28 protein-coding genes are annotated in these 25,605 nt (G+C 59.6%); 17 read left to right on the top strand and 11 right to left on the bottom strand.

What is annotated here, in order from left to right; genetic code table 11:
- The first annotated feature begins 302 nt into the window (after positions 1 to 302).
- The 7 genes from ACOSV0_RS34905 to ACOSV0_RS34875 all read left to right on the top strand — a co-directional run bounded on the left by ACOSV0_RS34905 (position 303) and on the right by ACOSV0_RS34875 (position 4,235).
- A complete protein-coding gene (locus ACOSV0_RS34905) occupies positions 303 to 1,064 on the top strand; it encodes a YoaK family protein (RefSeq protein WP_434112411.1) in 762 nt (253 codons plus the stop codon).
- Between the two features lie 366 nt (positions 1,065 to 1,430).
- Positions 1,431 to 1,877, top strand: coding sequence for a hypothetical protein (locus ACOSV0_RS34900; protein ID WP_434112409.1), 447 nt, complete (start codon positions 1,431 to 1,433; stop codon positions 1,875 to 1,877).
- 58 nt (positions 1,878 to 1,935) lie between these two features.
- Complete coding sequence (locus ACOSV0_RS34895) at positions 1,936 to 2,199, top strand: HPr family phosphocarrier protein (RefSeq protein ID WP_434112407.1); 264 nt, start codon at positions 1,936 to 1,938, stop codon at positions 2,197 to 2,199.
- 66 nt (positions 2,200 to 2,265) lie between these two features.
- Positions 2,266 to 3,033 (top strand): fused MFS/spermidine synthase, encoded by a 768-nt coding sequence (locus ACOSV0_RS34890; RefSeq protein ID WP_434116004.1) that lies wholly within the window; start codon positions 2,266 to 2,268, stop codon positions 3,031 to 3,033.
- 81 nt (positions 3,034 to 3,114) lie between these two features.
- Positions 3,115 to 3,342 carry a hypothetical protein gene (locus ACOSV0_RS34885; protein ID WP_434112405.1) on the top strand — a complete coding sequence of 76 codons (228 nt, stop codon included), beginning with the start codon at positions 3,115 to 3,117 and terminating at the stop codon, positions 3,340 to 3,342.
- Positions 3,343 to 3,510: 168 nt separating this feature from the next.
- Positions 3,511 to 3,708 carry a ribbon-helix-helix protein, CopG family gene (locus ACOSV0_RS34880; protein WP_085481413.1) on the top strand — a complete coding sequence of 66 codons (198 nt, stop codon included), beginning with the start codon at positions 3,511 to 3,513 and terminating at the stop codon, positions 3,706 to 3,708.
- A 185-nt stretch (positions 3,709 to 3,893) separates the two neighbouring features.
- Positions 3,894 to 4,235: a hypothetical protein gene (locus ACOSV0_RS34875; protein WP_434112403.1), complete on the top strand. Its 342-nt coding sequence runs from the start codon at positions 3,894 to 3,896 to the stop codon at positions 4,233 to 4,235.
- A gap of 146 nt (positions 4,236 to 4,381) precedes the next feature.
- Here the strand turns inward: ACOSV0_RS34875 and ACOSV0_RS34870 are convergent, their stop codons facing one another.
- Both ACOSV0_RS34870 and ACOSV0_RS34865 read right to left on the bottom strand, forming a co-directional pair.
- A complete protein-coding gene (locus ACOSV0_RS34870) occupies positions 4,382 to 5,209 on the bottom strand; it encodes a fused MFS/spermidine synthase (protein WP_434112401.1) in 828 nt (275 codons plus the stop codon).
- A 32-nt stretch (positions 5,210 to 5,241) separates the two neighbouring features.
- On the bottom strand, positions 5,242 to 5,451 hold the full coding sequence (locus ACOSV0_RS34865) for a hypothetical protein (RefSeq protein ID WP_434116190.1): 210 nt from the start codon (positions 5,449 to 5,451) through the stop codon (positions 5,242 to 5,244).
- Positions 5,452 to 5,588: 137 nt separating this feature from the next.
- On the opposite strand from ACOSV0_RS34865, the gene ACOSV0_RS34860 reads away from it, so the two are divergent.
- Both ACOSV0_RS34860 and rpoD read left to right on the top strand, forming a co-directional pair.
- Complete coding sequence (locus tag ACOSV0_RS34860; RefSeq protein WP_434112399.1) at positions 5,589 to 5,750, top strand: hypothetical protein; 162 nt, start codon at positions 5,589 to 5,591, stop codon at positions 5,748 to 5,750.
- A gap of 76 nt (positions 5,751 to 5,826) precedes the next feature.
- A complete protein-coding gene (rpoD, locus tag ACOSV0_RS34855) occupies positions 5,827 to 7,956 on the top strand; it encodes an RNA polymerase sigma factor RpoD (protein ID WP_434112397.1) in 2,130 nt (709 codons plus the stop codon).
- A 186-nt stretch (positions 7,957 to 8,142) separates the two neighbouring features.
- Here the strand turns inward: rpoD and ACOSV0_RS34850 are convergent, their stop codons facing one another.
- The 3 genes from ACOSV0_RS34850 to ACOSV0_RS34840 form a co-directional block, all read right to left on the bottom strand.
- A complete protein-coding gene (locus ACOSV0_RS34850) occupies positions 8,143 to 8,742 on the bottom strand; it encodes an NADPH-dependent F420 reductase (protein ID WP_434112395.1) in 600 nt (199 codons plus the stop codon).
- A 45-nt stretch (positions 8,743 to 8,787) separates the two neighbouring features.
- Positions 8,788 to 8,949 carry a hypothetical protein gene (locus ACOSV0_RS34845; protein ID WP_434112393.1) on the bottom strand — a complete coding sequence of 54 codons (162 nt, stop codon included), beginning with the start codon at positions 8,947 to 8,949 and terminating at the stop codon, positions 8,788 to 8,790.
- A 102-nt stretch (positions 8,950 to 9,051) separates the two neighbouring features.
- On the bottom strand, positions 9,052 to 9,786 hold the full coding sequence (locus ACOSV0_RS34840) for an SDR family NAD(P)-dependent oxidoreductase (RefSeq protein ID WP_434112391.1): 735 nt from the start codon (positions 9,784 to 9,786) through the stop codon (positions 9,052 to 9,054).
- 129 nt (positions 9,787 to 9,915) lie between these two features.
- Between ACOSV0_RS34840 and ACOSV0_RS34835 the strand changes: the two genes are divergently transcribed.
- Positions 9,916 to 10,491 carry a TetR/AcrR family transcriptional regulator gene (locus tag ACOSV0_RS34835; protein ID WP_434112389.1) on the top strand — a complete coding sequence of 192 codons (576 nt, stop codon included), beginning with the start codon at positions 9,916 to 9,918 and terminating at the stop codon, positions 10,489 to 10,491.
- Between the two features lie 117 nt (positions 10,492 to 10,608).
- On the opposite strand, the gene ACOSV0_RS34830 is transcribed toward ACOSV0_RS34835, so the two are convergent.
- From ACOSV0_RS34830 to ACOSV0_RS34805, 6 genes are all read right to left on the bottom strand, one after another.
- Entirely contained in the window at positions 10,609 to 11,880 is a 1,272-nt protein-coding gene (locus ACOSV0_RS34830; protein WP_434112387.1) for an RNA polymerase sigma factor, read from the bottom strand.
- Entirely contained in the window at positions 11,877 to 12,248 is a 372-nt protein-coding gene (locus tag ACOSV0_RS34825) for a YciI family protein (RefSeq protein WP_434112385.1), read from the bottom strand. Before ACOSV0_RS34825 ends, ACOSV0_RS34830 begins: the two co-directional genes overlap by 4 nt.
- 209 nt (positions 12,249 to 12,457) lie before the next feature.
- Entirely contained in the window at positions 12,458 to 12,853 is a 396-nt protein-coding gene (locus tag ACOSV0_RS34820; RefSeq protein ID WP_434112383.1) for a cupin domain-containing protein, read from the bottom strand.
- Positions 12,854 to 12,931: 78 nt separating this feature from the next.
- Positions 12,932 to 14,089 (bottom strand): 2Fe-2S iron-sulfur cluster-binding protein, encoded by a 1,158-nt coding sequence (locus ACOSV0_RS34815; protein WP_434112381.1) that lies wholly within the window; start codon positions 14,087 to 14,089, stop codon positions 12,932 to 12,934.
- A gap of 10 nt (positions 14,090 to 14,099) precedes the next feature.
- The gene (locus ACOSV0_RS34810; RefSeq protein WP_434112379.1) at positions 14,100 to 15,356 is read right to left on the bottom strand and encodes an aromatic ring-hydroxylating oxygenase subunit alpha; all 1,257 of its coding nucleotides are present in this window, start codon (positions 15,354 to 15,356) and stop codon (positions 14,100 to 14,102) included.
- A 142-nt stretch (positions 15,357 to 15,498) separates the two neighbouring features.
- A complete protein-coding gene (locus ACOSV0_RS34805) occupies positions 15,499 to 16,428 on the bottom strand; it encodes a LysR substrate-binding domain-containing protein (RefSeq protein WP_434112377.1) in 930 nt (309 codons plus the stop codon).
- A gap of 546 nt (positions 16,429 to 16,974) precedes the next feature.
- Here ACOSV0_RS34805 and ACOSV0_RS34800 point away from each other — a divergent pair.
- The 7 genes from ACOSV0_RS34800 to ACOSV0_RS34770 all read left to right on the top strand — a co-directional run bounded on the left by ACOSV0_RS34800 (position 16,975) and on the right by ACOSV0_RS34770 (position 25,513).
- Positions 16,975 to 18,264 carry a quaternary amine ABC transporter ATP-binding protein gene (locus ACOSV0_RS34800; RefSeq protein ID WP_434116002.1) on the top strand — a complete coding sequence of 430 codons (1,290 nt, stop codon included), beginning with the start codon at positions 16,975 to 16,977 and terminating at the stop codon, positions 18,262 to 18,264.
- Positions 18,261 to 19,157, top strand: coding sequence for an ABC transporter permease (locus ACOSV0_RS34795; protein WP_434112375.1), 897 nt, complete (start codon positions 18,261 to 18,263; stop codon positions 19,155 to 19,157). Before ACOSV0_RS34800 ends, ACOSV0_RS34795 begins: the two co-directional genes overlap by 4 nt.
- A 112-nt stretch (positions 19,158 to 19,269) precedes the next feature.
- Positions 19,270 to 20,151, top strand: coding sequence for a glycine betaine ABC transporter substrate-binding protein (locus ACOSV0_RS34790; protein ID WP_434112373.1), 882 nt, complete (start codon positions 19,270 to 19,272; stop codon positions 20,149 to 20,151).
- A gap of 165 nt (positions 20,152 to 20,316) precedes the next feature.
- Entirely contained in the window at positions 20,317 to 21,618 is a 1,302-nt protein-coding gene (locus ACOSV0_RS34785) for a serine hydroxymethyltransferase (RefSeq protein ID WP_434112371.1), read from the top strand.
- Positions 21,619 to 21,774: 156 nt separating this feature from the next.
- Positions 21,775 to 22,665, top strand: a complete 891-nt coding sequence (locus ACOSV0_RS34780) for a dihydrodipicolinate synthase family protein (RefSeq protein WP_434112369.1) — start codon at positions 21,775 to 21,777, stop codon at positions 22,663 to 22,665.
- A gap of 5 nt (positions 22,666 to 22,670) precedes the next feature.
- Entirely contained in the window at positions 22,671 to 24,002 is a 1,332-nt protein-coding gene (locus ACOSV0_RS34775; protein WP_434112367.1) for an NAD(P)/FAD-dependent oxidoreductase, read from the top strand.
- Between the two features lie 17 nt (positions 24,003 to 24,019).
- Complete coding sequence (locus ACOSV0_RS34770) at positions 24,020 to 25,513, top strand: aldehyde dehydrogenase (RefSeq protein ID WP_434112366.1); 1,494 nt, start codon at positions 24,020 to 24,022, stop codon at positions 25,511 to 25,513.
- Positions 25,514 to 25,605 lie beyond the last annotated feature (92 nt).

Raw genomic sequence — 25,605 nt, 5'->3', positions numbered from 1 at the left:
TCGTGCTGCGACGTATGCAACCGCGGCATCCCGCGCGTTGACCACCTTCCGGAGGGGTTCTCCAACAGGGACATCAAGTTAGCAGTTAATGATAATTGCGTTATCATCCTAGCAGCTTTATTGTTCCGGTTCCACACGTGATGATCCGTCGACGTGAGCGGAGAACATGCCGCGCTCGTTCAGGACGCGCCGGAAATACAGGTTTCACCCTACGCGTGGAATTTCAGAAAACAGCTTGCAGCACCGGTCTCCGCTTATACCGAGGCGCGGTCCGGATACGCGGACACACGAGTCGATACCTGATGCCAGCACACTATTTCCGGACCCTGACGGGAAAGGATCGCAGCACGGAGGCCAACAGGCGGCTTGGCTTCTCGCTTGCGTTCGTGGCTGGCGCGACCAACGCCGGCGGCTTCCTGGCAGTGAGGCAATACACATCCCATATGAGCGGCGTGGTCTCTGCGATTGCCGACCAGGCCGCACTGGGCGATCTTTCACTGGTTCTGGCGGGTATCGGATCGCTGATCTCGTTCCTGCTGGGCGCCGCCTGTTCCGCCGTGCTCGTCAACTGGGGGCGGCGCCGGCGGCTGAACAGTCAGTACGCGTCGCCGTTGCTGATCGAGGCTGTCCTGCTGCTCTGTTTCGGGTTGCTCGGCAGCCATCTTGCCCTGTGGGAAACCCTGTTCGTGCCGGCAACCGTCGTGCTCCTCTGCTTCATCATGGGTCTGCAGAACGCGATGATCACGAAGCTGTCGGGTGCGGAAATCCGTACCACCCACATGACGGGCATCGTGACGGATATCGGCATCGAGCTCGGCAAGCTTTTCTACTGGAATTCATCGAGGGGCGAACCCACTGAGCCGTTTGTGCTGGCGAACCGGGCAAAGCTGAAAGTACACATGACGATGCTGGCGATGTTCTTTCTCGGGGGCATCACAGGGGCCATGGGATTCAAGCACATCGGCTACGCCGCGACGGTGCCGCTTGCGGGCTTGCTGATTGTGCTGGCCATCGTACCCCTCGTTGACGACCTGCGCGCGCGCGTTTATTGGCTGGACCGGTAGGCAACGCGCAAAGGCGGCCACGCCGGCGACGAGCCAGCCCCGGCAAGCGAGTTTGCGCACGCAAGGCGATACCCATCGACTGGCACTTCAGGCCACCGCTCAAGCGAGGGGATCGGTCCACGCTCGGTTGCGGTGCCACTCAACGCCGGAGGCACCCGGTTTCGCGTGGAAATTCCATCGGCAGGCCCGGGACTACTGGTAGTAAAAGTAGGCGGCAAAAGCGTCAAATCATGATAATGAAATTATCATTGACTTATCCTGAAATGGTAATAATAATGCGCGATTAGGCGGGAATCCTGCCGGTCACATTGCGGGCCGGGCTTGCGCGAAACGGGGTATATGCCTGCGCACGGCAGGGAGGTTGACGTGATCGATACGAGTGTTCCACTACTGTCCCATGACTACACGCACCTGTATCTGCGGGACGTGATGGGCCGCCGCGGGCTGATCGTCATCGGCGTGGGCAAGGCGGGCGAACGCGGATTCCAGATGCTGTACCGGTTTTCTGATATCTGCGATCGGCTGGAGGAATGCGGGATTAACGTGATCTTCGTCTATCAGAAGGAATCTGCTCGGCACGTTCAGGATGCGACCTCGTTGTTCGGCGCCCGCTACAGGCAAAGGCCGTGTCTGTTTCTGGACGATGACGGGCAGTTCTTTGTCGGCCCACCGCGCCCCAGATCGCTTCGCGCGGTGTATCTGGACCGGGAGATGAGGCGGCTCGACACGGCCGAAATTGCACTACGCGATGAAACGTGGGATTCACTGCTGCGCGCCTTCTTTATCGAGGTCGCAGCAGGTTTCATGCACTGAGCGCGACGACGTGGGGGCGGAGCGCCCAAGGTCACGAATTACGCACAAGGGGAGCGGGTTGGTCGAGGCATTGATTCAGGTAGACGGGCGATGGGGTTTGAACGGGCATGAGTCGGCGCGGCTCGCGGTCAATGCCGCCCGGTTTGCCAGCGATATCGTCTGCATGGCGAACGGTCGGTGCGTCAACGCCAAGGACGTCATGTCAATCATGTCGCTTCGGGCCAGACCCGGCGCGCATGTGCGCATCCTGGCGACGGGGCCTGACGAAATCGTGGCGGTTGAGGCGCTTTCGGCCATCCTGCGCTTGCAGGAAGCGTGCTGACCGGCCGATGCGAAACACAGCGCACACCCCCGCCGATTGCCGCCGCATCGGTTTTCGACCACACACATGAAAAGAAAGAGGAAGGCGAGCAAGCCGCTGGTCATAGAGAACGACCAGGTGGTTTCACTGTACTTCGATGCGCGCGGGGTGCAGAGCACCATGTTGCGGCGCGATCCGTATGCCCTTGCGCTGGGTTATACGCGCACCATGATGGGTTTCCTGCTGTTCCAGCCATTCCCGCGCCGCATTTCGATGATCGGTCTGGGTGGCGGCTCGCTGGCGAAATACTGCTATCGCCACTTGCCCGACACCGTGATTGCCGTCGTCGAAATCGACCCCCAGGTGATCGCGCTGCGCGACCGGTTCCATGTGCCGCGCGATAGCGAACGCTTCAGGGTGGTTTGTGCCGACGGCGCGCAGTACGTCACGGTTCCGGATTACCGGCCCGACGTGCTGCTGGTCGACGGTTTCAATGCCGACGGACTGCCCGCCGAGTTGGGTAGCAAGACGTTCTACGAGGCCTGCCGTCGCCGGTTGAGTGACAACGGGGTCATGGTGGCCAATCTGGTGACGGACGAACCGGATTTCCATCGCTACCTTCGCTCGCTCAGAGAAGTCTTTGCGGGCGCGGTGACGCTGGCGCCCTCCGAAGGCAGCGAACACAACGTCACCGTTTTTGCGTGGAAAGGAGCGGATGAGCTTCCGTCCCTGGCAACGATGCTCGACCGGGCGCGCGCGCTCGGTTCCACGCATGCGGTGAATCTCCATGCGACGGCCACGCGCATCGAGTACGGCAAGAGGTTTAACTGGAACCGATACGGACAGGCGAGCTGAGTGCACTCAATTGCGATGTATTAACAATGGCACCAGGCCAATCCGCGCTTTTTCAAGCAGGCGCGTTCCCGAGGAAAGAAGATGACGGCAGGAAGCGACAACGAACGCAGCACCTTGACCCACGCGGCCGTCTGGGCGCTGGAGCGTCTGGCCCAGCAACGATACGGCCGCGATGCGCCTACGCTAAACTGGTCGGTCGCGCAGGAGCTGCGTAACGCCGGGTTGGTGTCCGTCCCCGCGAATGGGCGAGGCGGTGTGTCGATTACCCCGGCAGGCCAGAACTACCTGCGGGACAGGGCCGTACGCTAGTGCGGAGATGGCCTGCCCCTCGAAGTGCTTCGAGGCCGTTCATTGGCGGCGTATAGGCGAGCGATTCATGAATCGACGGCGCGTGGTGGGCTCGTGGCGTCAAGATGGTGACCCGGATCACGTCGTGTATTATAATTCGATTAACATACTTGGATGTCGCTCCCCATCATGGAAACGAAAAGCGCGCGATTCACGATTCTGATCGATCCTGTGAAGAAGGAGGCGTTCGAAAAACTGTGCGCAGCGCAGGATCTGACGCCCTCACAGGTGGTGCGCCAACTGATTCGCGAATACCTTGAGCAGCATGGCGTCACCTACAAGACAAAGAGCGCCGTTGGCGCCCGCCCACGTCGAAAAACGGCCTGAGGTATATCCGGCTCGGGCCCATGGCGCGATCCGGCGGAGAGGCCGCGGCCCGTTCACCTATGCTGACTTGCTGCCGGGAACTCTTTCGAGCGGCTGCTTTTACAGCGCGCCAATAAATCACGAATCTTCAGATGTGCGCGACGACGCACGGTCGCCAGCGTCGCGACGATACTACGGATTGTGACATGCACCGCCTGGAGCTGAAAACAGAGCTGCTCTGTTTCCTCGCGTTATCTGAAATCTTTGCCTTCTGCTCCAGGGGAGCATGGCTGCAGATCGATCATCTCGTCGAAAGCACAAGGATCTGGCTGCGGCGCCACGATCATCACGCCGAGTGGCACGAGCGGATCCAATTGAGTCGGATGGCTGCCGATCTCGCGCGGCAGCTTGTGGACGCCGGCGACATCGTGCACGGTCAACGGGATGCATACTGGTTTTTTACCAGTGACATGCAGATCAATTTCGCGTCACCGCGAGTCATCGCCGTCTACGCTCAATGCGTGAATGCTCTGGCGCGGCGCTATTAGAGGCTGTGCGGCACAACCAGCCTGAAGTGCCAGGTTCCCATGGAGGTCGGTGCACAGGATGCTTGCAGCGACCTCCGTCCGCGTCGATAGGTTGGCAGCGCGCGTAACGCGGCGCTTCTATCCAGGCCACGCAAATCTGCTGCCTGTCAGCTGTTTCGTTCGCTGGTCAGCTTCTGCTCGAATGTCCAGTTCGAGGCGAGCCCCGTGCCTTGCTTCAGGCGACGTGCGGCTCCGCGCAAGTTCAGGGGATGTACCGTTGCCAGGGCGCGTGCACGCGCGAGCAGCGTATCCCGGGAGGGCAGCCGTGGCCCGCCTCTCCAGGCGAACAGCGTGTAGTTGCAACTGTCCTCAGCCATGAAAATGGAGAGCGACTCACCGAACGCTGAACGCGCCTCTTCCAGGTAGTAGGGAATATGAGGATCGTCGGCGACGAAATTGGCGACCAGCACTCCGTCGTCCGCAAGCCGTTTGTGGCAAGCCGAGTAAAAGGCCGCGTTACCCAGTTGTGCGGGCATGCCGTGTGCCAGAAAGCCATCCACCAGAATCACGTCCGGGCGCGCATCGTGACCCCGCACGTATTCCGCCCCGTCCGCGCAGATCACCTCGAATCGCTCGTCATCGGGCGGGATATGGAATGTGTCGCGCAATGCGATTACTTCGGGATCGATTTCGATGGCCACGATCCTCGTATCCGGAAGATGCCGGTAACAGTACTTGACTAGCGACCCTCCACCCAGGCCGATCATGGAAATTCTGCCCGGCGCCGGTTGCAGCAGCAGGAATCCCATCATCGTCCGGGTATAGCCGAGCACCAGCCTGTCGGGCTCACGCCGGGACATGAAACTCTGTGTGGCCAGCAGATCGAAGTGCAGCGAAAGCGCGTGCTCGGTTTCCAGCACCACAGGCGTACCGTCTTCAGATGGCTCGGCAAGAAACTTCATATAGGCGTCGAAGGACGCGTGAGGGTGATCCATGCGGCAGTCCAGACGATACTTGTGTTTGGTCCCTAGCCCGCCGGTCGCGCTGCGATGACCTTAACGGTGGTGCCATCGGACCCAATGGCGGCTCGCAGACGCTGCCGGGTCCAGAAGGTCGGTTCCAGCACGGCGATCACCTCGATCAGCTTGGTCGGGGCGATTGTGATCTTGTCCGGCGTCGGGAACTCGTGATAACCGGGAGCGGCTTCGCGGAGTTTGCCCCAGGCTGAGCTCGGCATGATATCTCCCGGTTAACGGAATTTACAGATAATGATAATGATATTATCACGTCAGCGACATGCTCAGAGGCGCTCGACACCAGGCCCGACGGTGCCAGGCAGGACCACGGACAGAAATGAATCAAGGGAAAGCCCAGATGAACTCAGCCCCACGCAACTCCGGCCTTGGGCGTCTGCGCCTGTATCACGATCAGCGATACAGCGATCGTCATGCGGCGGGTCCCGAACAGGCGGTCCGGTACGAGATTTCGGTATCTGAACCTGTCCGGCTGATCAGGGCGCATGGTGCGCGCCTCTGAGATGGTCCATCACCTCTCGAAGGCTGCTGCACGTGCTGCGCGCCAGCCCTGACCACAAATCCCAAGGAGCGACCGCGTGACGAAAAAGAGTGTGAAGAAGCGGACACTGGACGTGGTGCCGGACAACCTCAATGTGAAGGGTGGGCCCGCCGCCACGAACGTTACGGATAGCGCAAGCACGTCAGCCGCAATCACAGCGCGACCAGCGAGCTCCTCGACGCAGGACGGAGCGCAGGACTCCGGGTCTGCGATCGCAACGGTTCCATCGGCGACCGGTTCACGTCGAATGAAAGCAAACGCACGTGTGTACGACGCCGATGCCGCGCTACCGGATGAATCCACTGGAGAAAACGACGACGGCCGCTCGGGCCTGCGCGCGCTGATCAAGCTCGGCAATGAGCGCGGTTTCGTCATTCGCGGGGAGATTAGCGATTACCTGCCTGAGCGCCTTGCGCAACCTGACGCAATCGAGAACGTGATCAGAGCCTTCAGCGACATGGGTATCGCCGTATTCGAGCAGGCGCCGGACGCGGAGTCCATGGTGATGCACGATCACGCTGTCGCGGTTTCGTCCGACGAGCAGGCCGAGGAAGAGGCTGTGGCGGCAATTTCCAGCGTAGACGCGGAGTTCGGCCGCACCACCGATCCCGTGCGTATGTACATGCGCGAGATGGGTACCACTGAACTCCTCACCCGCCAAGGGGAAATTGCGCTTGCGCGGCGAATCGAAGAGGGCCGCAACGACATGATCCGGGTCATATCTTCGTGCCCGACAACGATTGCGGAAATACTGGCGATCGCTGACGCTGTTGCCGGCGGTGCAACCCCCGTCGAAGAGTTCGTCGACGGGATGATCGATCCCGCAGCAGTGGAAACAGATGACATGGTTGCTGTCGTGGAGGAAAGCGTCGACGGCGATCCGGTCCTCGACGAGGATCAGGGCGACGAAGATGATGGCGGTACTGAAACCGCGTCGGCCAATCTGCAGAGTGAAACCCTGAAGCGTGACGCGCTGGCGAAGCTGGCGACGGTCGCGGACTGGTTCGAGCAATTGCGGGATGCCTACGAAACGGAGGGTTACGGATCGGGGCGCTATCGCGCCGCACAGGCGGCGATCGAGAGCGAACTGATGACGATCCGCTTCACGGCGCCCACGATTGAGCGTTTGACGAGCGCGTTGCGAGTATCCGCCGACGGGGTCCGGACCATCGAGCGCGAAATCGCGCGGATCGTTGTTGACCGGTGTGGTGTGCCTCGCGACATGTTTGTCGCGCATTTTCGGGGCAACGAGACCAGCCCGGCGTGGCAGCAGCAACTCATCACGGCAGGACACCCGTTCAGTGGCGCGCTGGAGCGAAATCTCCCTGCGATCCAGCTGGAACAGGAGAAGCTGCTTGCTCTGCAAAAGCGGGTTGTGCTGCCGCTCGATGAGTTCAGAGAGGTCTGTCGCGCAATGACTGCAAGTGAAGCGAAAACGCTGCGCGCGAAAGGTGAAATGATCGAAGCGAATCTTCGACTGGTGATTTCGATCGCGAAGCGGTACGTGAACCGCGGCCTGCTGTTTCTCGATCTGATACAGGAAGGCAATATCGGTCTCATGCGCGCCGTCGACAAGTTTGAGTATCGCCGTGGCTACAAGTTTTCCACCTACGCGACCTGGTGGATCCGGCAGGGCGTCAGCCGGGCGGTCGCCGATCAGGCGCGCACCATTCGCGTCCCTGTTCACATGATCGAGTCGATCAACAAACTGAAACGGATCTCGCGCCAGATCCTGCAGGAAACCGGACGGGAACCGGACGCCACCGTGCTGGCGGAGCGGATGGAGATGCAGGAAAACAAGGTTCGGGCAATGCTGCGGATCGTCAGGGAGCCGGTTTCCCTGGATGCGTCCGTCGGAGAAAATGATGACACGTCGGTAGGCGACCTGATCGAGGACCCCGCTGCGATTTTGCCCGACGATGCAGCGCTGCACGCCAGCATGCGGGATGCCGTCAGCGAGGCGCTCACGACATTGACGCCGCGCGAAGCGAAGATTCTGCGCCTGCGTTTCGGTATCGAGAGCGGCAGCGATCACACACTGGAGGAACTTGGACAACAGTTTGAGGTGACGCGCGAACGGATCCGTCAGATTGAAGCCAAGGCACTGCGCAAGCTGCGGCACCCGGCCCGGTCCGCGCGATTGAAGTCGTTCCTGGGCGAGGAGTAGAAACCGGAGGCGATACACGGCCCTGCGGGGCGGGTACACCGGATGAAAGCCCGAGCGCTGCATTGATACGCAATTTCGACAAACTGCGCGGCCACATCACGGCCGCATCACGGCCACATCGGGACGGTTGAGGTTGCGGTGGCGCCCAGGTCCTGGGCGACCGTTGTTCATTGTCGTGACGCGCCTCTATTTGAACTTGACGAGGTCCTTGAAGATCAGTTCAGCCCAGGTATTCCCCCTGGCCTGAACAAGCGAGCCGCCATCCTTGAGCGCTCCTAGCGCAATCGGCGCGAAACCGAGTTGTTCGGCCAGAACCGCGACCGGCGCCACCGCATCTTTGTCATCGCTCGACAGGAACACGACGCGGCTGCCGCCATTCACGCTCGGATCAGCGGCCAGAACGGCAGCGGGCAGATGGTTGAAGCCCTTTACGAACCTGGCGCCGGAAAACGCTTTGGCGACAACCGCGGACGACGGCTGACCTTCCAGGTCTTCAACGGGAACACCGAAAGCATTCGTGGTGTCGATGATCGTCTTGCCCTGCCAGGTTGTGATCTGTTTCGCGACTTCGCGATGTTCCCAAAACGGAACCGCCAGGAAGATCGTGTCGGACGCGATTGCATCCCGCAGCGCCCTGGGGATAACGGTGGGGCCGATCGCTTGTGCCTGCTGCCTCAACGTCTCGGGCGGGCGTCTGCTGGCGACGGTCACATCGATGTTCTTTCTTGCAAACGCTCGGGCGAGTGCCTGGCCTACCGCGCCGAAGCCAATAATCGAATAGCTCATGCGAACTCTCCATTCAGGGTCCGTGTTGATCATCACGGACCCATGTCAGTTGGTAACCGGGCGTACGGGACCGTCGCCCGCGTCAGGCGGCCCGCTGCGCGCGATGCGCCACGCGACCCACCGCAGACACGCGGAGCCGAGCAGCGTCATCGCCGTTTCCAGCGACCGCAGCGCGAGCCGGCGTGACAATACCCGCTGGACAATCATTGAAGTCAATCCCATTTATTGATAAGGATTCCCTATTTACAGGAAAACTCGGATCGTCTTCGTCAGATTGATGGGCCCGCTTATACGCCTCTCGGTGCGATTTCAGATAGCCGAGGTGCCGCCGTCGACATACAACTCCACTCCATTCACAAAGCTCGAATCGTCTGAAGCGAGAAACAGCGCGACCGTCGCAATTTCCTCGGGACGCCCCATCTTTCCCCGCGGGACCAGGGATTCGAACTGCCGCATCGTCTCCTCGTCGAAAAGTTGCTCCTGAATCGGTGTGGCGATCTGCCCCGGGCTCAGCACATTCACCCGGATATTCCTGCCCTTCAGTTCGTTGAGCCACCCGCGTGCGAATGCGTGCAACGCCGCCTTGCTCGCTGCATACACGCTGAAACCAGGAAAACCTTTCACCGAAGCAATGGACCCGGTCATGAAGATCGATCCGCCATCGTTGAACAGCGGCAACGCCTTCTGAACCGTAAACAGCGTGCCGCGCGCATTCAGGCCGAAGGCCGTATCGAAGTGCTGCTCGGTAATCTCGCCCAGTGGGACGGCTTCGCCCGTGCCAGCGCTCGCGAACAGGATGTCGATCTTGCCCTTTTCCCGCTTGACTGTATCGAACAGGCGGTCGAGGTCGTCGAGGTTGGCCGCGTCGCCGCGCACGCCGGTCACGTTCCGGCCAATCAGCTTGACAGCCTCGTCGAGCGCCTCCTGCCTCCGGCCCGTGATAAACACATAGGCGCCTTCTTCAACGAACCGCATGGCGCTCGCCAGCGCCATGCCGCTCGATCCACCGGTGATGACTGCAACCTTACCCTCAAGCTTTCCCATCACTTCTCCTTTCGTGGTGTCGGACCGCGTCTCTGTACCCATTTGCACAAATACGCTGTATCTTATGGATCACTGATCCAGATCCCGATTCAAATATATGGATCACTGATCCATTTGTCAAGAAAATCGATGCGAGCCGACGCCAGAAAAAATTACAGCCATCTCCTTGCAGTCGCGCGTGAAGTCGTCACCGAGCATGGTGCCGATGCGTCCATGCGAGATATCGCCCGCCGGGCCGACGTCGGGTTGGCGACACTGCTTCGCCATTTCCCGACGCGGGAAGCCTTGTTCGAAGCGTTGCTGCGTGAGAATCTGGACGCACTGACGCAGAAGGCAAGCGAACTCGAAACGTCGAATCCACCTGACGAAGCGCTCGTGTCCTGGTTTCGCGAAGGGGTGGCATTCGTTCATAGCTATAGCGGGGTTGTCGCCTTGATGGCGAGCGCCCACGCGGACCCGGAGTCCGCGCTTTACGCTTCATGCTCAGCGGTGCATTCAGCGGGCGCACGGCTACTGCTCCGTGCTCAGGCCGAGGGAACGGCGCGCGCCGATATGGATGGGGTCGACCTGTTTGCTCTGATGTCGGCGCTTGGTTGGCTCGTCGACCAACCCTCATTCGCGCCACGCGCCGATCATCTCTTTCACGTTATCGCGAGCGCCATCCTCACAAATCGGCCTGGCGACGATGTCAAGGAGGCAACGTAACAGCGTGCAATGAATTCCGGTTGAAACGGAACGCTCCAGACCGCGCAACGCAGCGCGGCGTCTGAGCTGCGTTAGCGCGCGGCTTGCAACCTCGCGCGGCAAACGCAAGGCGCCAATCTAACTTCCTGCCTGTAACAGCTCAGTGCGCTTGCGCTGCAGGAACCGGCGCACGGCCGGATCGCGCTCGAGTCCGATCGCGAGATCGTACGCGCCGAGCGCTTCGTCTATCGCACCTGCGCGCGCGAGCAGATCGGCACGCGCGGCCCAGTACGGCTGGTAGTCGGCCAGCCGCGGATCGTCCGCATACGGCTCGAGCGCGTCGAGCGCTGCCTGCGGGCCGTCCCGTTCCGCCAGCGCGAGCGCTCGGTTCACCGCGACCACCGGCGACGCCGCAATCGCGAGCAGCGCATCGTAGAGCTGCACGATCTCGTCCCAGTTCGGATGACGCGTCCGGCAGCGGTAGATGTGCGCCGACTGCAGCGCGGCCTCGAGCTGAAAGCGTCCGATTGCGTTGAATGTACTCGCGTGTCGCAGCAGCGCATTGGCTGCGTCGATCATCGGCGTGTTCCATGTCGCCGGATCCTGAGCCGACAGCGGCACGTAGTCGCCGGCCGCATTGCGTCGCGCATCGCGCCGCGCCTGCGCGTACAGCATCAGTGCAAGCAAGCCCAGCGTCTCCGGCTCATCGGGCAGCAGTTCGACGAGCAGGTGTGCAAGAAACAGCGCCTCGCCGGCGAGGTCGCTCCGCTCGCTATCGCCGCCGACCGGATCGGTCCAGCCTTCCGCATACGCCGCATAGACCGCTTCCAGCACCGCAGCGAGCCGGCCGGGCAACTCCTCGCGCTCGGGTACGCTGAACGGAATGCCCGCTTCGCGGATCTTGTTCTTCGCCCGTACAAGGCGCTTGCTCATGGCGGCGGGCGACATCAGGAACGCGGACGCAATCGTCTTTGCTTCGAGCCCCAGCACCACCTGCAGCATCAGCGGCGTGCGAATCGCGGCCTCGAGCGCAGGGTGGGTACACGCGAAAAGTAGCGCAAGCCGCCGGTCGGGCAACACGCCTGCTTCACGCTCGTCGATCTCGTCGGCGAGGATCGCGAGCTGGTTCACGACCTCGTCGCCGACCCGGCGATGGCGCGCGCCGTCGAGCGCCCGGCGGCGCGCCACCGTCATCAGCCACGCTTCGGGGTTCGCGGGGCAGCCTCGCTTCGGCCAGTCCGCGAGCGCGGCCGCGAACGCGTCGGCCAACGCGTCCTCGGCCGCGGCGACGTTGCGCGTGCGCATCGCCAGCAGCGCGACGAGTTTGCCGTAACTGCGGCGAGCGACCGCCTCGGCAATCGAACGCGCGGCGCCGTCAGCGTCACGGTCGCCGCCGCCGGACGGACTCATGCGGCAGATGGTGCGTCGTAGGGGGCAGTCCAGACCGGGCGCACTTCCATGAGGCCGTGCGCCGCGCCGGGACAACGCGACGCCCACGCAATCGCCGCGTCCAGGTTGGGCGCGTCGATCAGGTAGTAGCCGGCGAGCTGCTCCTTCGAATCGGAATACGGTCCGTCAAGCACCTGCGGTTTGCCGTCGACGAGGCGCACTGTGGTAGCCGTGCTCGTCTGCTGCAGCCGGTTGGCGCCTACCAGCACTTCCGCTTTCTTCAACGATTCGGTGTACGCGTGATAGGCGGCAACCCCTTGTTGCCGCTCGCTGTCGGTCATCCGGTTCCAGCCGTTTTCTTCCGAATAGATCATCAATAGGTATTGCATATGAGCCTCCGTCATGGGGTTAAGGCGGGTGAATCACATCGGGCCGCCATGACAATGACGCTCGGGCCGCATGCTGACGGACAGACAGCGTCGAAAAAATCACGAACGGCGCACCGGTCTCAATCGTTCGCCTCCGTCGAGGATCTGCGCCTGTAAGCGACAAAATGACAGAAAAGTGCAGGTTATGCATGATCTTTCCCGTCGCCGCATCATTCCACCAGATGTGAACCGGTTCGGGCGACGACCAGAACGGTGCAACCGTTTTCGGACGAACTCGAGTGGCTCGAGCCTGCCGGGTACGTGATCACACACCCGGCTTGAAAGTGAACGCCGTCGCTGTCGGTGAAAATGCCGTCTGCGACAAAAATTAACTCTGTCGTATCGTGCAGATGCATCGGGCCTTGTGCGCCCGGCTCGATTTTCATCCAGTAGCTCGACCATCCGCCTCCCTCGTCGTCCGACAAGGGAATCCAGAAATAGCCGGGAATAGCCGTTGCGCCGATTTGCAGGGGACGCCAGTCGTCGTCATTAATCTTATAGCTGCGGCGGGCGAAGGGACCGGACGAATCAAGTGGCGGTGTTACGGCGCTTTTTGCTGAATCCATGGTTGTCCCGGTGTGGAGTCGGTTTTGAAGGCTTGTTGTGCTTATCCTGAGTCGGGACGTTATGCCGATGCTCTTTCGCTAGAGGTCGAGCACAAGATCCGATTGCGGGCGGCTGCAGCAAAGCAGCCGCAGTCCTTTGTCGATTTCCCGTTGCCGGATGCCGCCGTTATGCTGCATGTCGACGTCGCCCTGCAGGACAGCGGTTTTGCAGGTGCCACAGAGACCTTGTCCGCAGGACGATGGAACAGGCACCCCCGCTTTGCGAGCGGCGGCGAGGACGGTTTCGGTGTCGCTCATGGTGAAGCTTTTCCCCGAGCGCGCCAGCCGAACGCTGAACGCCGGCCGAACGCCGGCTGTAGCGTTGGAAGGCGAAGCCGTAGCGGCCGTCGTTCCATCGTCAGAACCGCCGGCTGTAATGTCAAAGCTTTCCTGATGGTATCGGGCCGGGTCGTGGCCGCCTTCCGCGAGGATTTTTCTGACTGACTGCATGTAGCCAGCGGGCCCGCACGTGAATACCTCGCGTTCCCTGAAGTCAGGTACATAACGTTCCATGAGCTCCAGCGAAAGTCGCCCTACAGGGCCGCGCCAGTCCTTTTCAAGGCCGGCGCTCTCGCATAGGTGGACGACCCTGAGCCGGACCGCGGACGCACTTAGCTGAGACAACTCGTTGCGAAAGATGATGTCCGCGGGTGTTCTGGCACTGTGTAAGAACACGACGTCACGGTTGAGCCCAAGGTCATGGCCGGCGCGCGTCATCGACATCAGTGGCGTCACGCCCGAGCCGGCGGAAAGGAAAAGTGATTTGCTGGCTGGATGCGACGAAAGCGTAAACACGCCGGCAGGCCCATAAGCCATCAATGTGCCCCCAAGCTGGAGGTGTTCATGCAGCCAGTTAGACACGGCGCCGCCGGGCACGCGCTTGACCGAAATGGAAAGCGTGTAAGGCCGTGTCGGCGGCGAGGATATCGTGTAGCAGCGCGACAGCATCTGCCCGTTGACTTCGACCGAAATCGTAATGAATTGCCCTGGCTCGAAGCTGAATAGAATGCCGTCTGCGGCGCTGAGAACAAAGGTCTTAACATCGGGCATCTCGTCGATGATGCGACAACACACCAACTTCTTCTTCTCGGCGCTCGTCCAATGAGCACCACTATGTTCCCAAAGAGTACGATCGTTCAGCCGATCTGCGAAAGCATTTGGCGGGGGTACGTCCACGTTTGTTTCAGTAAGAATCATGGCAATTCACTCAAACGCCGTGTGCAGTCAATCGGGCCGCATACCATTGCGAAAAGAGATCGAGGTATGTCTCTGTAAATTCGGAGAATGGACCTGGCTCGTAGGCCGGATCCTGAGTTCCGCGATAGTTGATTGAAACGAGATTGGCGTCTTGCGCGTTCGTCGCCACCCAGACTTCAGTCAATGTGTTCAGGTCGTAGTCGACGCCTTCCACGGCGTCTTCATGGACCAGCCATTTGGTTCGCACGAGCGTCTTATCGGGAGCAAGTGGAACGATGTAGGAAATGACCGCGTGGTCACTCATCACGTGTGTCCACGAATTGTGGGTCCACAGATGCACATCACCAAGGTCTCGACGCGTTAAGTTGCCGAACAGTTTTTTGCTCGCTACTTTGGTATCCATAGTTTGCGACTCGCCGTTTCCCGCGATAACCAGGCGCTGTGTCCGGAAGCCAGTGGCCGCGTCGGGGCCGAGCCGTTCTACCGTGCTGCAAATCAGTCCGTCCTGTTCCCAACTGGAGACACTCGCGGCGTTGCGTGCGTGATAGGCATCCAGCGCACGTTGCGACTCTTCGCTCAAACCGTGTGGACAGAATCCGAAATCTTCGGGAAGGAACGACGCCGTCAGCTCCGGGTGAGTGGCGCCACAGTGATAACACTCCCGGTTGTTCTCCATCACGAGTTTCCAGTTCCCGTTTTCGACGATCTCGGTTTCATGTGCAATTTTGGACCGCGTCAGGTCGTAGGGCGCAAACCTGGGCACCATCGTTTCTTCGAGGACATCTATGTCGGCGGGTGCGTCGTTTGATAGGCACACAAAAATGTGAGTGCCCACCACGCGTGTTTTGACCGGAATAAGACTGCGGCACGAGCGGTCGAAGTCGACGCCCATATGGGTCGTGTGCTTCAAACTGCCATCCAGGTCGTAGGTCCACTGATGGTAAGGGCACACCAGCATTCCCACGGTGGACTTTCCCGCGTCTTTGAGCCGTGCACCGCGGTGCCGGCAGACGTTTCGGTAAGCGCGAATGGCTTCATCGTCGTCGCGCACGATGAGAATCGACGCCAGGCCGATGTCGACGGTGGACACGTCGCCGGGTTCAGGAACGTCGGCCGAGACGCCGACCAGAATCCAGTGTTTGTGGAAGAACACGTCGACATCCGTCCCGAACACGTCCGGGCGACCAAAAAGCTCGCCCCGCATGCCGTGACCGGGTTTGCGACTGTGTATCAGTTCACGGTGAGTCATCAGGTTCGCCACCAGCATCGATTGCCTCTTGAATGGATTGATCGGCGCGATGCGATTGCATCGACACGGTGAATCCAGTATTGAATCGACGATATGGGGCGTCAATGCGCTTTATTTTTTCTATCGCATTACGACAGGTTATGCGAAAGGACCGGCGACACTAAGCGGATGCCGCACCGCCACGCAGCCATTCAATCACGCTGTTCGTGGCCGGCGTGATCATGTGCCCGTGCGGAATGACGACGAAGTAAGCATCGCGAACCTTGACCGACGCCTCCGTGATGCGCACCAGTTCGCCGGCGTCGAGCAGACCCGTCAGCAATCGGCGCCAGCCGAGCGCGATGCCTTGCCCGTGGCGTGCAGCTTCAATGGCGTCCGTGTACAGGCTACAGCGGAGCGCATATTGCAACCGCGGCGGTCGCAAACCTGCAGCGTCGAACCAGGCCTCCCAGCCCATCCACCCTTCGGACGTCGAGTCGGACCCGATCAATTGCGCTTTCGCAAGTTCGGCTAGCGATTGCGGCGACGCGTTCGCCTCCAGCCAGGCCGGCGAGCAAACTGGAAACACTTCCTCATCGAACAGGAGGGACGACGTGCCATCGCGCCATGTGCCATTGCCATACCGGACGGCAATGTCTACCTCGTTGTGGCGCAGGTCGGCGGTGAACATCGTCGTCGTGAGACGAAGCTTCAGTTGCGGCTGAATACGCTTCAACTCAGGCAGTCTCGGCAACACGCGGAAATGCGAGAAGGCCGCTGTGGTGGCCAGCACCAGTTCCTGTTCCTCACCGCCATTCGAGAGCCGGTCGTAGACGCCCGCGATCCGCTGCATCGACTCGGCCACCACGAAATAGAGCGCTTCGCCTTCGCCGGTGAGCTTGATCGAACGGTGCAGACGATGGAACAGGCGTACGCCGAGCGATTCTTCGAGGAATCGCACTTGCCGGCTCACGGCGGCCTGTGTGACGCCGAGTTCGTTCGCGGCCAGCGTGAAGCTGCTCAAGCGCGCGACGGCTTCGAATTCCACCAGGGCGGTCAACGAAGGAATGAGCCGTCGATACCCCTTTGCGTCTTCAGTGACCGGTTTCATGTTCTGGTTTGGATGGATAAGGGCAGCCGCCTTGGGAATCGATGATATTCGAAAAGTTTTCTTTGCTTGGCAGCGTTGAATGTCCCTGATTGGGATTTGCCCTATGTGCGAGACGCGCAGCGTTCGGCGCCCACGCGTGATCAGTTCGGCCAAAAGCCACACCAGGTCTGGCTTTTCGCGGAAGGCCCCGGCATCCTCCGCGGTTTGGCTGCGTCATTCCATTACCAGAGGTAGGGCAAAGAGCGCAGAAAATGTAGCTGGAACGCGCTAATTGGCGGGGTACGCTGTCATCACTGCAACAAACATTGCTGAAACCCGATTCGGTGATGAATGTTTTTAAGTTTCGCGCGAAAAGTCGCGTTTTATTCGACTGCGCGAGGCTAGCTGTCTTTGCTCGTGAAAATGGCTTTCCGGCGCGCAAGCGTCCGACCGCCGCAATGCTCATCCCCGACCTGCGAATGACGACGCAATCGTGTGCGCTTGCGGTGCATGTCTGCGTCGATCGCCGGCCTACAGGTTTTTGAACTTGCCAGTTGGAATGACAGAATGTCCCCAAACCTCACCTTTGCATCGGACGAGGCGGTTTATCCGAGCGTCGCCAGTTCCAGCGCTGTTGCTTCGGCCGCGACACCCGCGTCCATAACCGCGAACGAAATCCTCACGGTTCAGAATCTTTCGAAGATATTCGGTCCTAAACCCGAACGTGCGGCTGACATGTTGCGGCAGGGTCTCGGGCGCAATGAGATATTCCAGCAGACCGGCAACATGGTGGCAGTTGACAACGTCAGTCTTGGAGTTCGGGCGGGCGAGATTTTTGTGATCATGGGACTTTCCGGCTCGGGGAAGTCCACACTGGTCCGGCTTCTGAATCGTCTGATCGAACCGACCTCCGGCAAAGTTGTTCTCGAAGGCCGTGATATTGCGCCAATGTCCACCCCGGAGCTACGGGAAGTGCGGCGTAAAAAAATGGCCATGGTTTTTCAATCATTCGCGCTTCTTCCCAATCGTACGGTCATCGAAAACGTTGCCTACGGTCTCGAAGTTGCCGGCCAGAAGAAGACTGAACGGTACGAGGTTGCACGCAAGGCACTCGTTCGCGTTGGCTTGGGCTCGTACGAGAAGCTTTATCCAGGCGAGTTGTCGGGCGGTATGCAGCAGCGCGTCGGGCTGGCGCGCGCGCTCGCCGTGAATCCGTCCGTGCTGTTGATGGACGAAGCTTTCTCCGCACTGGATCCGCTGATTCGCTTCGAAATGCAAAATGAACTTTTGCGACTGCAGAAAGAGGAGCAGCGGACCGTTGTTTTCATTTCGCACGATATCGAAGAGGCCATCAAGATTGGCGGCCGCGTCGGTGTCATGAAGGACGGCCGGTTGGTGCAGGTCGGCACACCTGCTGAACTCATTCAGACGCCCGCCGACGATTACGTTCGCAACTTCTTTCGCAATGTCGATATCTCGCGATTCCTCAAGGCATCCAGTCTCCTGAGCAAGGTCGAGAAAGGCCTGTTCATGTGCGATACGGGTGCCTCATCCGAAGGTTATCTGAACCAGCTCATCGACTCTGGCGTTGACTGCGGATATGTCTGCGACGAGTCGGGCAGATACCAAGGCTCGGTCACGCCGGCATCGTTGCGTCAGTGTGGGAAGGGTCCCATTCGAGACGCGTTGCTTCGCGACATTGCTACGGTTGCTCCCGATACGGATTTGCACGATTTGTCCGCGATCGCGCTGAGTCAGACCCACGACGTGCCGGTTGTCGACACAGCAGGGAAACTCGCGGGCGTGGTGTCGTGCCGCACGATTCTGAAACAGGTTATGCAACGGAGGGCGGCATGAACTCGTCATTTATCGGGCAGGCAGCCGAGCATGCGGTCAACTTCCTTTTTCAGCATTTTCGAGGGGGTTTCGACGCCTTTTCGGCCGCCCTCGACGCTGTCATCAAGCTCCTTCAGGACGGCCTCGGTGCGATTCCGTTCGTCGTGATGCTAGTCGGGTTTGTGGCAATCGCGCTGTGGCGCAAAAGCCCCTTGTTCGCTGCCTTTGTCGGCATTGCGATTCTGACCATTCACTACATGGGGCTGTGGACACAAACCGTGTCGACACTTGCACTCGTGATTGCCGCGACATTCTTCAGTCTGCTGATTGGAATTCCGCTTGGAATCTGGGGCGCGCGTAACGGCCGTGCGGAAATCGTATTGCGCTCATTGCTGGATTTCATGCAAACGATGCCTGCTTTCGTCTACCTGATTCCAGCGGTCATTCTGTTCGGACTTGGCCGCGTGCCGGCGGTTATTGCAACGATCGTCTTCGCGATGCCGCCCGTGGTTCGCCTTACCACGCTCGGAATCAAGCAGGTCAGAGAGGAATTGATGGAGGCGGGGCGATCGTTTGGCAGTACGGACTCGCAACTCCTATGGAAGATTCAACTGCCTAATGCGCTGCCGTCAATCATGGCCGGGATCAATCAAACCATCATGATGGCGCTCTCCATGGTTGTCGTTGCCTCGATGATTGGCGCGGGAGGATTGGGCGAATACGTTCTCAGCGGAATTCAACGGCTCGACATTGGCATTGGATTCGAAGGGGGTCTCGGTGTGGTGCTGCTCGCCATCATTCTGGACCGGATAACGGAGAGTTTCGGCGTTAAGTCGGCAAAGAAAAGGACCCAAGCCAAAGTGCAGATATCGAAAGGTTCTGCAGGAGACGCGAAGGAGACGGCCCAAACGTAGTCATAGCGGACTTTGCACGGAGGAGTTGGCGGCCTCCGCGCAATCAGACATCAAGTCAGGAAATTACCACACGGAAACGCAAGAAAATATTTCAATAAACAAGGAGTACTAGATGAATACCGGGATGTTCAAGTCTTTTGTTGTGAGAATTGCCGCGTCGGCACTTTGTGCTGTCAGCCTTTATGGCGGTGAAGCGGTAGCGGCCGAACCCGTGAAGATCACGATCACAAACTGGGCTGACGTTCTGGCTGTTGCGAATGTGGCGAAGTATGTCATGGAGACCAAGCTTCAGCAGCCCGTGCAGTTTGTTCAAGCTGATATTGGTATCCAGTACCAGGGCGTCGCTCGTGGTGACGTCGACCTGATGGTGGGTGGATGGTTGCCGGTTACGCACGCGACGTATTACGCGCGATACAAGAACGACATGGATGACGTCGGCATCATCTACACCGGTGGAAAAAACGGTTGGGCGGTTCCTGCGTATGTACCCGAATCCGAGCTGTCGTCGATTGACGACCTCAAAAAACCGGACGTAATGAGCAAGCTGAACGGCACGATTCAAGGTATCGAGCCGGGCGGCGGTCTGATGCAGGCGTCCGAGAAAACAATCAAGGATTACGGCCTGACGGGCTACAACCTGCAGTCTTCGAGTGAAGCAGGGATGCTGGCTTCGGTACAGCGCGCGTACCAATCCAAACAGTGGATTGTCGCCACGGTCTGGAGTCCCCACTGGCTCTTCCAGAAGTGGCAGATGCGTTATCTGAAAGACCCGAAGGGCACGCTGGGTGGCGAAGAGCAGATTCACGCGTTCGGTTCAAAGCAGTTTGCCGGCAAGTTTCCGCGCGCGGATGTGTTCATGAAGCATTTCAAGCTCACGCTTGCCGATGTGGAGGCGATTGAGTTCGAGGGCAACAATACGAACGACTACGCCGCCGCGGCGAAAAAATTCGTCGACTCGCATCCGGACAAATTGAAAGCGTGGCTGGAGAAATAACGCCGGAAACTGGACGCGTACGGGAACGCCGTCGGCTTCTGTTCGAGGAGCCGTCGAGCGTCACTTAATGCGGCGCGATGAATCGAGGGCCGTGCGTGTCCAGTACACCGATGCAGATGTCCGATCGATCCTTAGAGAAACACCGCTTTATGACTATCACGGAGTATGTCTGTGACCGATAACGTTCGATTCTTCTCAGAGAGCCTGCAAGACCGTGACCCGGTTATCTCGTCGGAGATCGCGCTGGAACTGCGTCGTCAGCAATCGCAGATCGAACTGATTGCGTCCGAGAACATCGTCTCGGCAGCAGTGATGGAGGCGCAGGGAACCGTTCTGACAAACAAGTACGCGGAGGGCTATCCGTCGAAGCGTTACTACGGCGGATGCGAACACGTCGACCGCATTGAGGCGCTCGCGATGGACCGCGTCAAGGCGCTATTCGAATGCGAATTCGCCAACGTGCAGCCGCACTCAGGCGCTCAGGCGAATGGCGCGGTAATGCTCGCGCTTTTGAAGCCGGGCGACACGGTTCTTGGAATGTCGCTCGATGCAGGTGGCCATTTGACTCACGGCGCCCGCCCGGCATTGTCCGGTAAATGGTTCAATGCTGTTCAGTACGGCGTCAACCGGGATACCCTCAGGATCGACTATGAGGAAGTAAGGCGGCTTGCCGAGGAGCATCGCCCCAAGCTCATTATCGCGGGCTATTCGGCCTATCCACGCTCGCTCGATTTCGCAAAGTTTCGCGAGATTGCCGACAGCGTGGGTGCGATGTTGATGGTCGACATGGCGCACATTGCCGGGATAGTTGCCGCCGGCCGTCACGAGAGCCCGATTCGTTTCGCCGACGTCGTGACCTCCACGACACACAAAACCCTTCGCGGCCCGCGCGGCGGTTTTATTCTCACGAATAACGGCGATATCGCCAGGAAAATCAATTCCGCTGTTTTCCCCGGCCTGCAGGGCGGTCCGCTCATGCATGTCATCGCAGGAAAAGCAGTTGCATTCGCCGAGGCGTTGCGTCCGGAATTTGCAACTTACATTGACCAGGTTCTGCAAAATGCCCAGGCGCTCGGCGAAGTGTTGAAGCTGGGCGGCGTCAACCTCGTGACCGGGGGCACCGACAACCATCTACTCCTCGTCGACTTACGCCCGAAGGGACTGACCGGAACGCAGGTTGAAAAGGCGCTCGAACGGGCTGGCATTACCTGCAACAAGAACGGAATTCCATTCGACACCGAAAACCCGACTGTGACATCCGGCGTCCGCCTCGGTACGCCGGCTGGAACGACGCGCGGTTTTGGCGTCACGCAGTTTGAAGAAATCGGCGCCCTGATCCTTGAAGTACTGTCGGCGCTCGAAAAACAGCCAGGCGGTGACGAACTCGTTGAGCGTTCTGTGCGAAGCCAGGTTCGTGACATATGCAACCGCTTCCCGATTTACTCGCATACGGAAACGTTGGTTTAAGTCGGGCCGCTAGTGTCCTTGAATGGACCGCGTCGAGTATTCGAAGAATTGATTTTTAACATGACGTCACGGAGTCGGCGGCATTGCTGCATTTAACGCTCGTGTAAGCGACGGTGCGGATGTCCGCAGTGACAGTCCAGATTGGGAGAGAAACTGATGAGCTTCGAAGGAGTACACGCACCGTTGGTCACGCCGTTCAAAGCTGACGGCGAGATCGATCATGAACTGCTGGCGCAGCACGCCGTTGATCTCGCCGGACGGGGGCTTGCGGGCCTCGGCATTGGCGGGACGACGGGCGAATATTACGCGCTCAGTTTCGAGGAACGTGTGCACACGTTTCATACAGTGGCCGAAGCTGCTGGCGGAAAGACGTTTCTGACGGCGGGAATCAACGCCACGACGACTCGTGAAGTTCTCCGGTTAGGAGATGCAGCGAAAAAGGCAGGCCTGTCCGCGTTGCTGGTAGCCGCTCCGTACTACGCTCAACCTACGCAGGACGAACTGTTGCAGCACATGCTCGCGATTGACGACAGTCTCGACATGCCCATCATGCTTTACAACTTTCCGGCGCGCACGGGAACTGAAATCGGTGACCGCGTGTTGGAAGAGCTACTTGCTCGTCCGAATTTCATCGCCATGAAGGAAAGCACGGGCGATATCGCGCATCTGCATCACCTCGCCACGCATTTCCGGAAGAAGCTGGTTCTTAGCTGTGGCATGGACGACCAGGCGCTCGAGTTCTTCGTTTGGGGCGCCCGGAGCTGGGTCGCGGGTGCGGCGAATTTCCTCCCGGAAGTGCACGTGGAGTTGCTCGATGCCTGTGTCAAGCAACATGATTTCGTCACGGGCCGTGAGTTGATGACGCAACTCCTGCCGGTTCTCGAACTGCTCGAACGGAGCGGCAAATTCATCCAGTACGTCCGTTATGGATGTGAACTGGCGGGCCGGCCGGTAGGCGACGCGCGCGCGCCACTGGGTGTGCTCACGGACAGCGAGCGCCGCGACTTCGCGAAGCTCGTTCAGCCACTGCTTCGCAGCGGGCGCTGATTTGCATGACCTCGAAATTCGAATTCGCTCGGCTACCTGCGGCTGATGGTGTCAACGGTTGGTGGGAGTGTCTGCCGCCGCCGTCAGCCGCGAACCCTTTCCAGGGCAACAGGCAATTTGATTTTGTTGTGGTTGGCGGAGGAATCACGGGGCTTTGTGCGGCCCGGCGCCTGGCCGAACTGGCGCCTGAGGCATCGATTGCCCTCGTCGAGGCCGATCGTATCGGCAGGACGACCGCGGGGCGCAATTCGGGTTTCTTCGTCGACTTGCCACACGACATCAGCAGCGAAAGCTACTCGCGGAGCGTCGATGCGGATAAGGCCGACGTACGAATGCAGCGTCACGGCATCGATTACGTCAGGTCGGTTGTTCGCGCGCAGGGTATCGAGTGCGATTGGCGTGATGACGGCAAATATCATGCGTCGGTGAACAAACGCGGCAAGGAGGCGCTAAAGCATTTTGCCGAAGGCCTGCAGCGCATCGACGAAAAATTCGAGTGGCTGGACGAGCCGGCAATCGCGAAGGTAACCGGTACTTCGTTTTACCACAGCGCGATATTTACCCCTGGATGCAGCACAGTCCAACCCGCTGCATTGATGCGCGGGCTGGCGAGCACCATGCCGTCGAACGTAGCGGTGTTCGAGTTGAGTGCAGTCAGACGGCTGGAATGCGGCGCGTCTGGGTACGTGCTTTCCTTTGCGGACGGAACGATAACGGCGGGTAAGGTTGTCTTCTGCACCAACGCGTACGCGGCGACCTTTGGTGGAAGCCCCAACGGCTTGTTGCCGGTGTACACCTTTGCGTCGCTAAGCCGAAAGATGACGCAGTCCGAGGTCAAGGCGCTGGGCGGAATGAATTCATGGGCGCTGATTCCAGCAGACCCAATGGGTACAACTGTTCGGCGGCTGGGCACGGATCGCATCTGTATTCGCAATCACTTCGCGTTCCGCCCGGAGTTGGCGGTGTCGCAGTCTGATTTGCGCAAGGCCAAGGTACTGCACCAGCGTTCTTTCGAGCGGCGCTTTCCAATGCTCAAGAACGTCGAGCTCGAATACACGTGGGGTGGGGCGCTTTGTCTTTCGGCAAACAGCGGTGCGCTTTTCGGCAGAAGGGACGACGGCATATATCAGGCGATCGGATGCAATGGTTTAGGGCTTAGCAGAGGTTCGGCATCGGGAAAGGTGATCGCCGAATATGCATTGGGCCATTCGAACGACATGACTCGCCAGCTTCTGAATCAGCCGCAACCCCGCCCGTTGCCCATGCGCCCAATTGCCGACATGGCGGTATCCGCGGCCATATGGGTCAAGGAGTTCTCGGCGGGTGCCGAACTTTAATCGATTGAGGATACGAAATGACGACACTTGAGGAATGGACGAAGAAGGCTGACGCCCTGACGCTGGATGGACGCGCCTTTATCGGCGGAAGACGTTGTCCGGCGGCGTCGAACGAGACATTCGAGACCTTGAATCCCGCGAACGGAAAGGTGCTTGCCGATATTGCGCGCTGTGACGCGCGAGACATCGATCAGGCAGTCGCCGCCGCGCGGGACGCGTTCGAGAGTGGCATCTGGTCGAAAGCCGCACCATCGCATCGGAAGGCGGTATTGCTGAAGTTGGCGCAGCTGATTGAAGACCACACCGACGAACTGGCGATACTTGAAGCACTCGAGGCGGGCAAGCCGGTTTCGGAGTGTCTGGGTCTGGACATTCCGGAATCCGCCGCATGCATTCGTTGGCACGCAGAAGTCACGGACAAGCGATACGACGCACTCTCGCCATCGGGCGAGAACGTCGTCAGCATGATCACGCGTGAACCGATCGGCGTCGTCGGCGCCGTTCTTCCGTGGAATTTTCCTGCACTCATGCTGGCGTGGAAAATCGGCCCGGCGCTCTCGGTTGGCAACAGTGTGATCGTGAAGCCGGCAGAGCAAACCTCGCTTGCGACTTTGCGCATCGCCGACCTCGCTCTGGAAGCCGGCGTTCCGGCAGGTGTGTTCAGTGTAGTAACGGGATTCGGAGAGAGTGCCGGGCAGGCACTCGGCCTGCACCCAGACGTGGACCTCATCGCATTCACGGGTTCAACCGAAACGGGCAAACGCTTTCTTCGGTATTCGGCCGATACGAACCTCAAGCGCGTCGTTCTCGAATGTGGCGGAAAGAACCCACAGGTCGTGCTTCCGGACGTCGCGGATCTGGACGCCGTCGCGGAGCAGGCGGTCGCCGCAGCGTTCTGGAACATGGGTGAGAACTGCAGCGCGGGTTCGCGTCTGCTGGTTCCTGCCGGCTTGAAAGACGCGTTGATCGGCAAAATTAAAACCGTCCTCGAAGGATGGAAGACGGGTCAACCACTCGACCCCGAAATGAAACTCGGTGCGTTGATCGAGCAAAAGCACTACGAGAAGGTTCTTGGCCACATCGAGAAAGCAAACGCGGAGGGTGCGCGGCTCGTGCATGGCGGTAATGCTGTTTTGCTTGAGAGCGGTGGCTGGTTCGTCGAGCCGACTATATTCGATAACGTGACACCGCAGATGAGCATTGCCAAAGACGAGGTCTTCGGGCCGGTGCTCTGCGTGATCGAGTACAGCGACATCGACGAAGCGGTCCAGATTGCCAATAACACCTGCTATGGACTTGCGGCCTCCCTGTGGACGGATAACGTCAACAACGCGCACAAGGTCGCATCCAGAATCCGTGCCGGGACGGTGACCGTGAACTGCTTCGGCGAAGGCGATCTGTCGACACCGTTTGGCGGTTTCAAGCAGTCGGGGTTTGGTGGCCGGGATAAGTCAGTGTACGCACACGACCAGTACTGCGAGTTGAAGACCACGTGGATCAAGCTCAGTTGAGCTAGCAGGAAGATGAGTTGCTGACCTCTGGATGCAGGCGGTTTGTCACCGGCAGGATGGGATAAGTCGATTTTGTCGGTGTAAAGTTTGAG

Origin of the sequence: Paraburkholderia caffeinilytica (genome assembly GCF_051027425.1) — a bacterium.
Classification (GTDB): domain Bacteria; phylum Pseudomonadota; class Gammaproteobacteria; order Burkholderiales; family Burkholderiaceae; genus Paraburkholderia; species Paraburkholderia caffeinilytica_A.
This window is presented reverse-complemented; position numbering and strand designations above follow the sequence as displayed.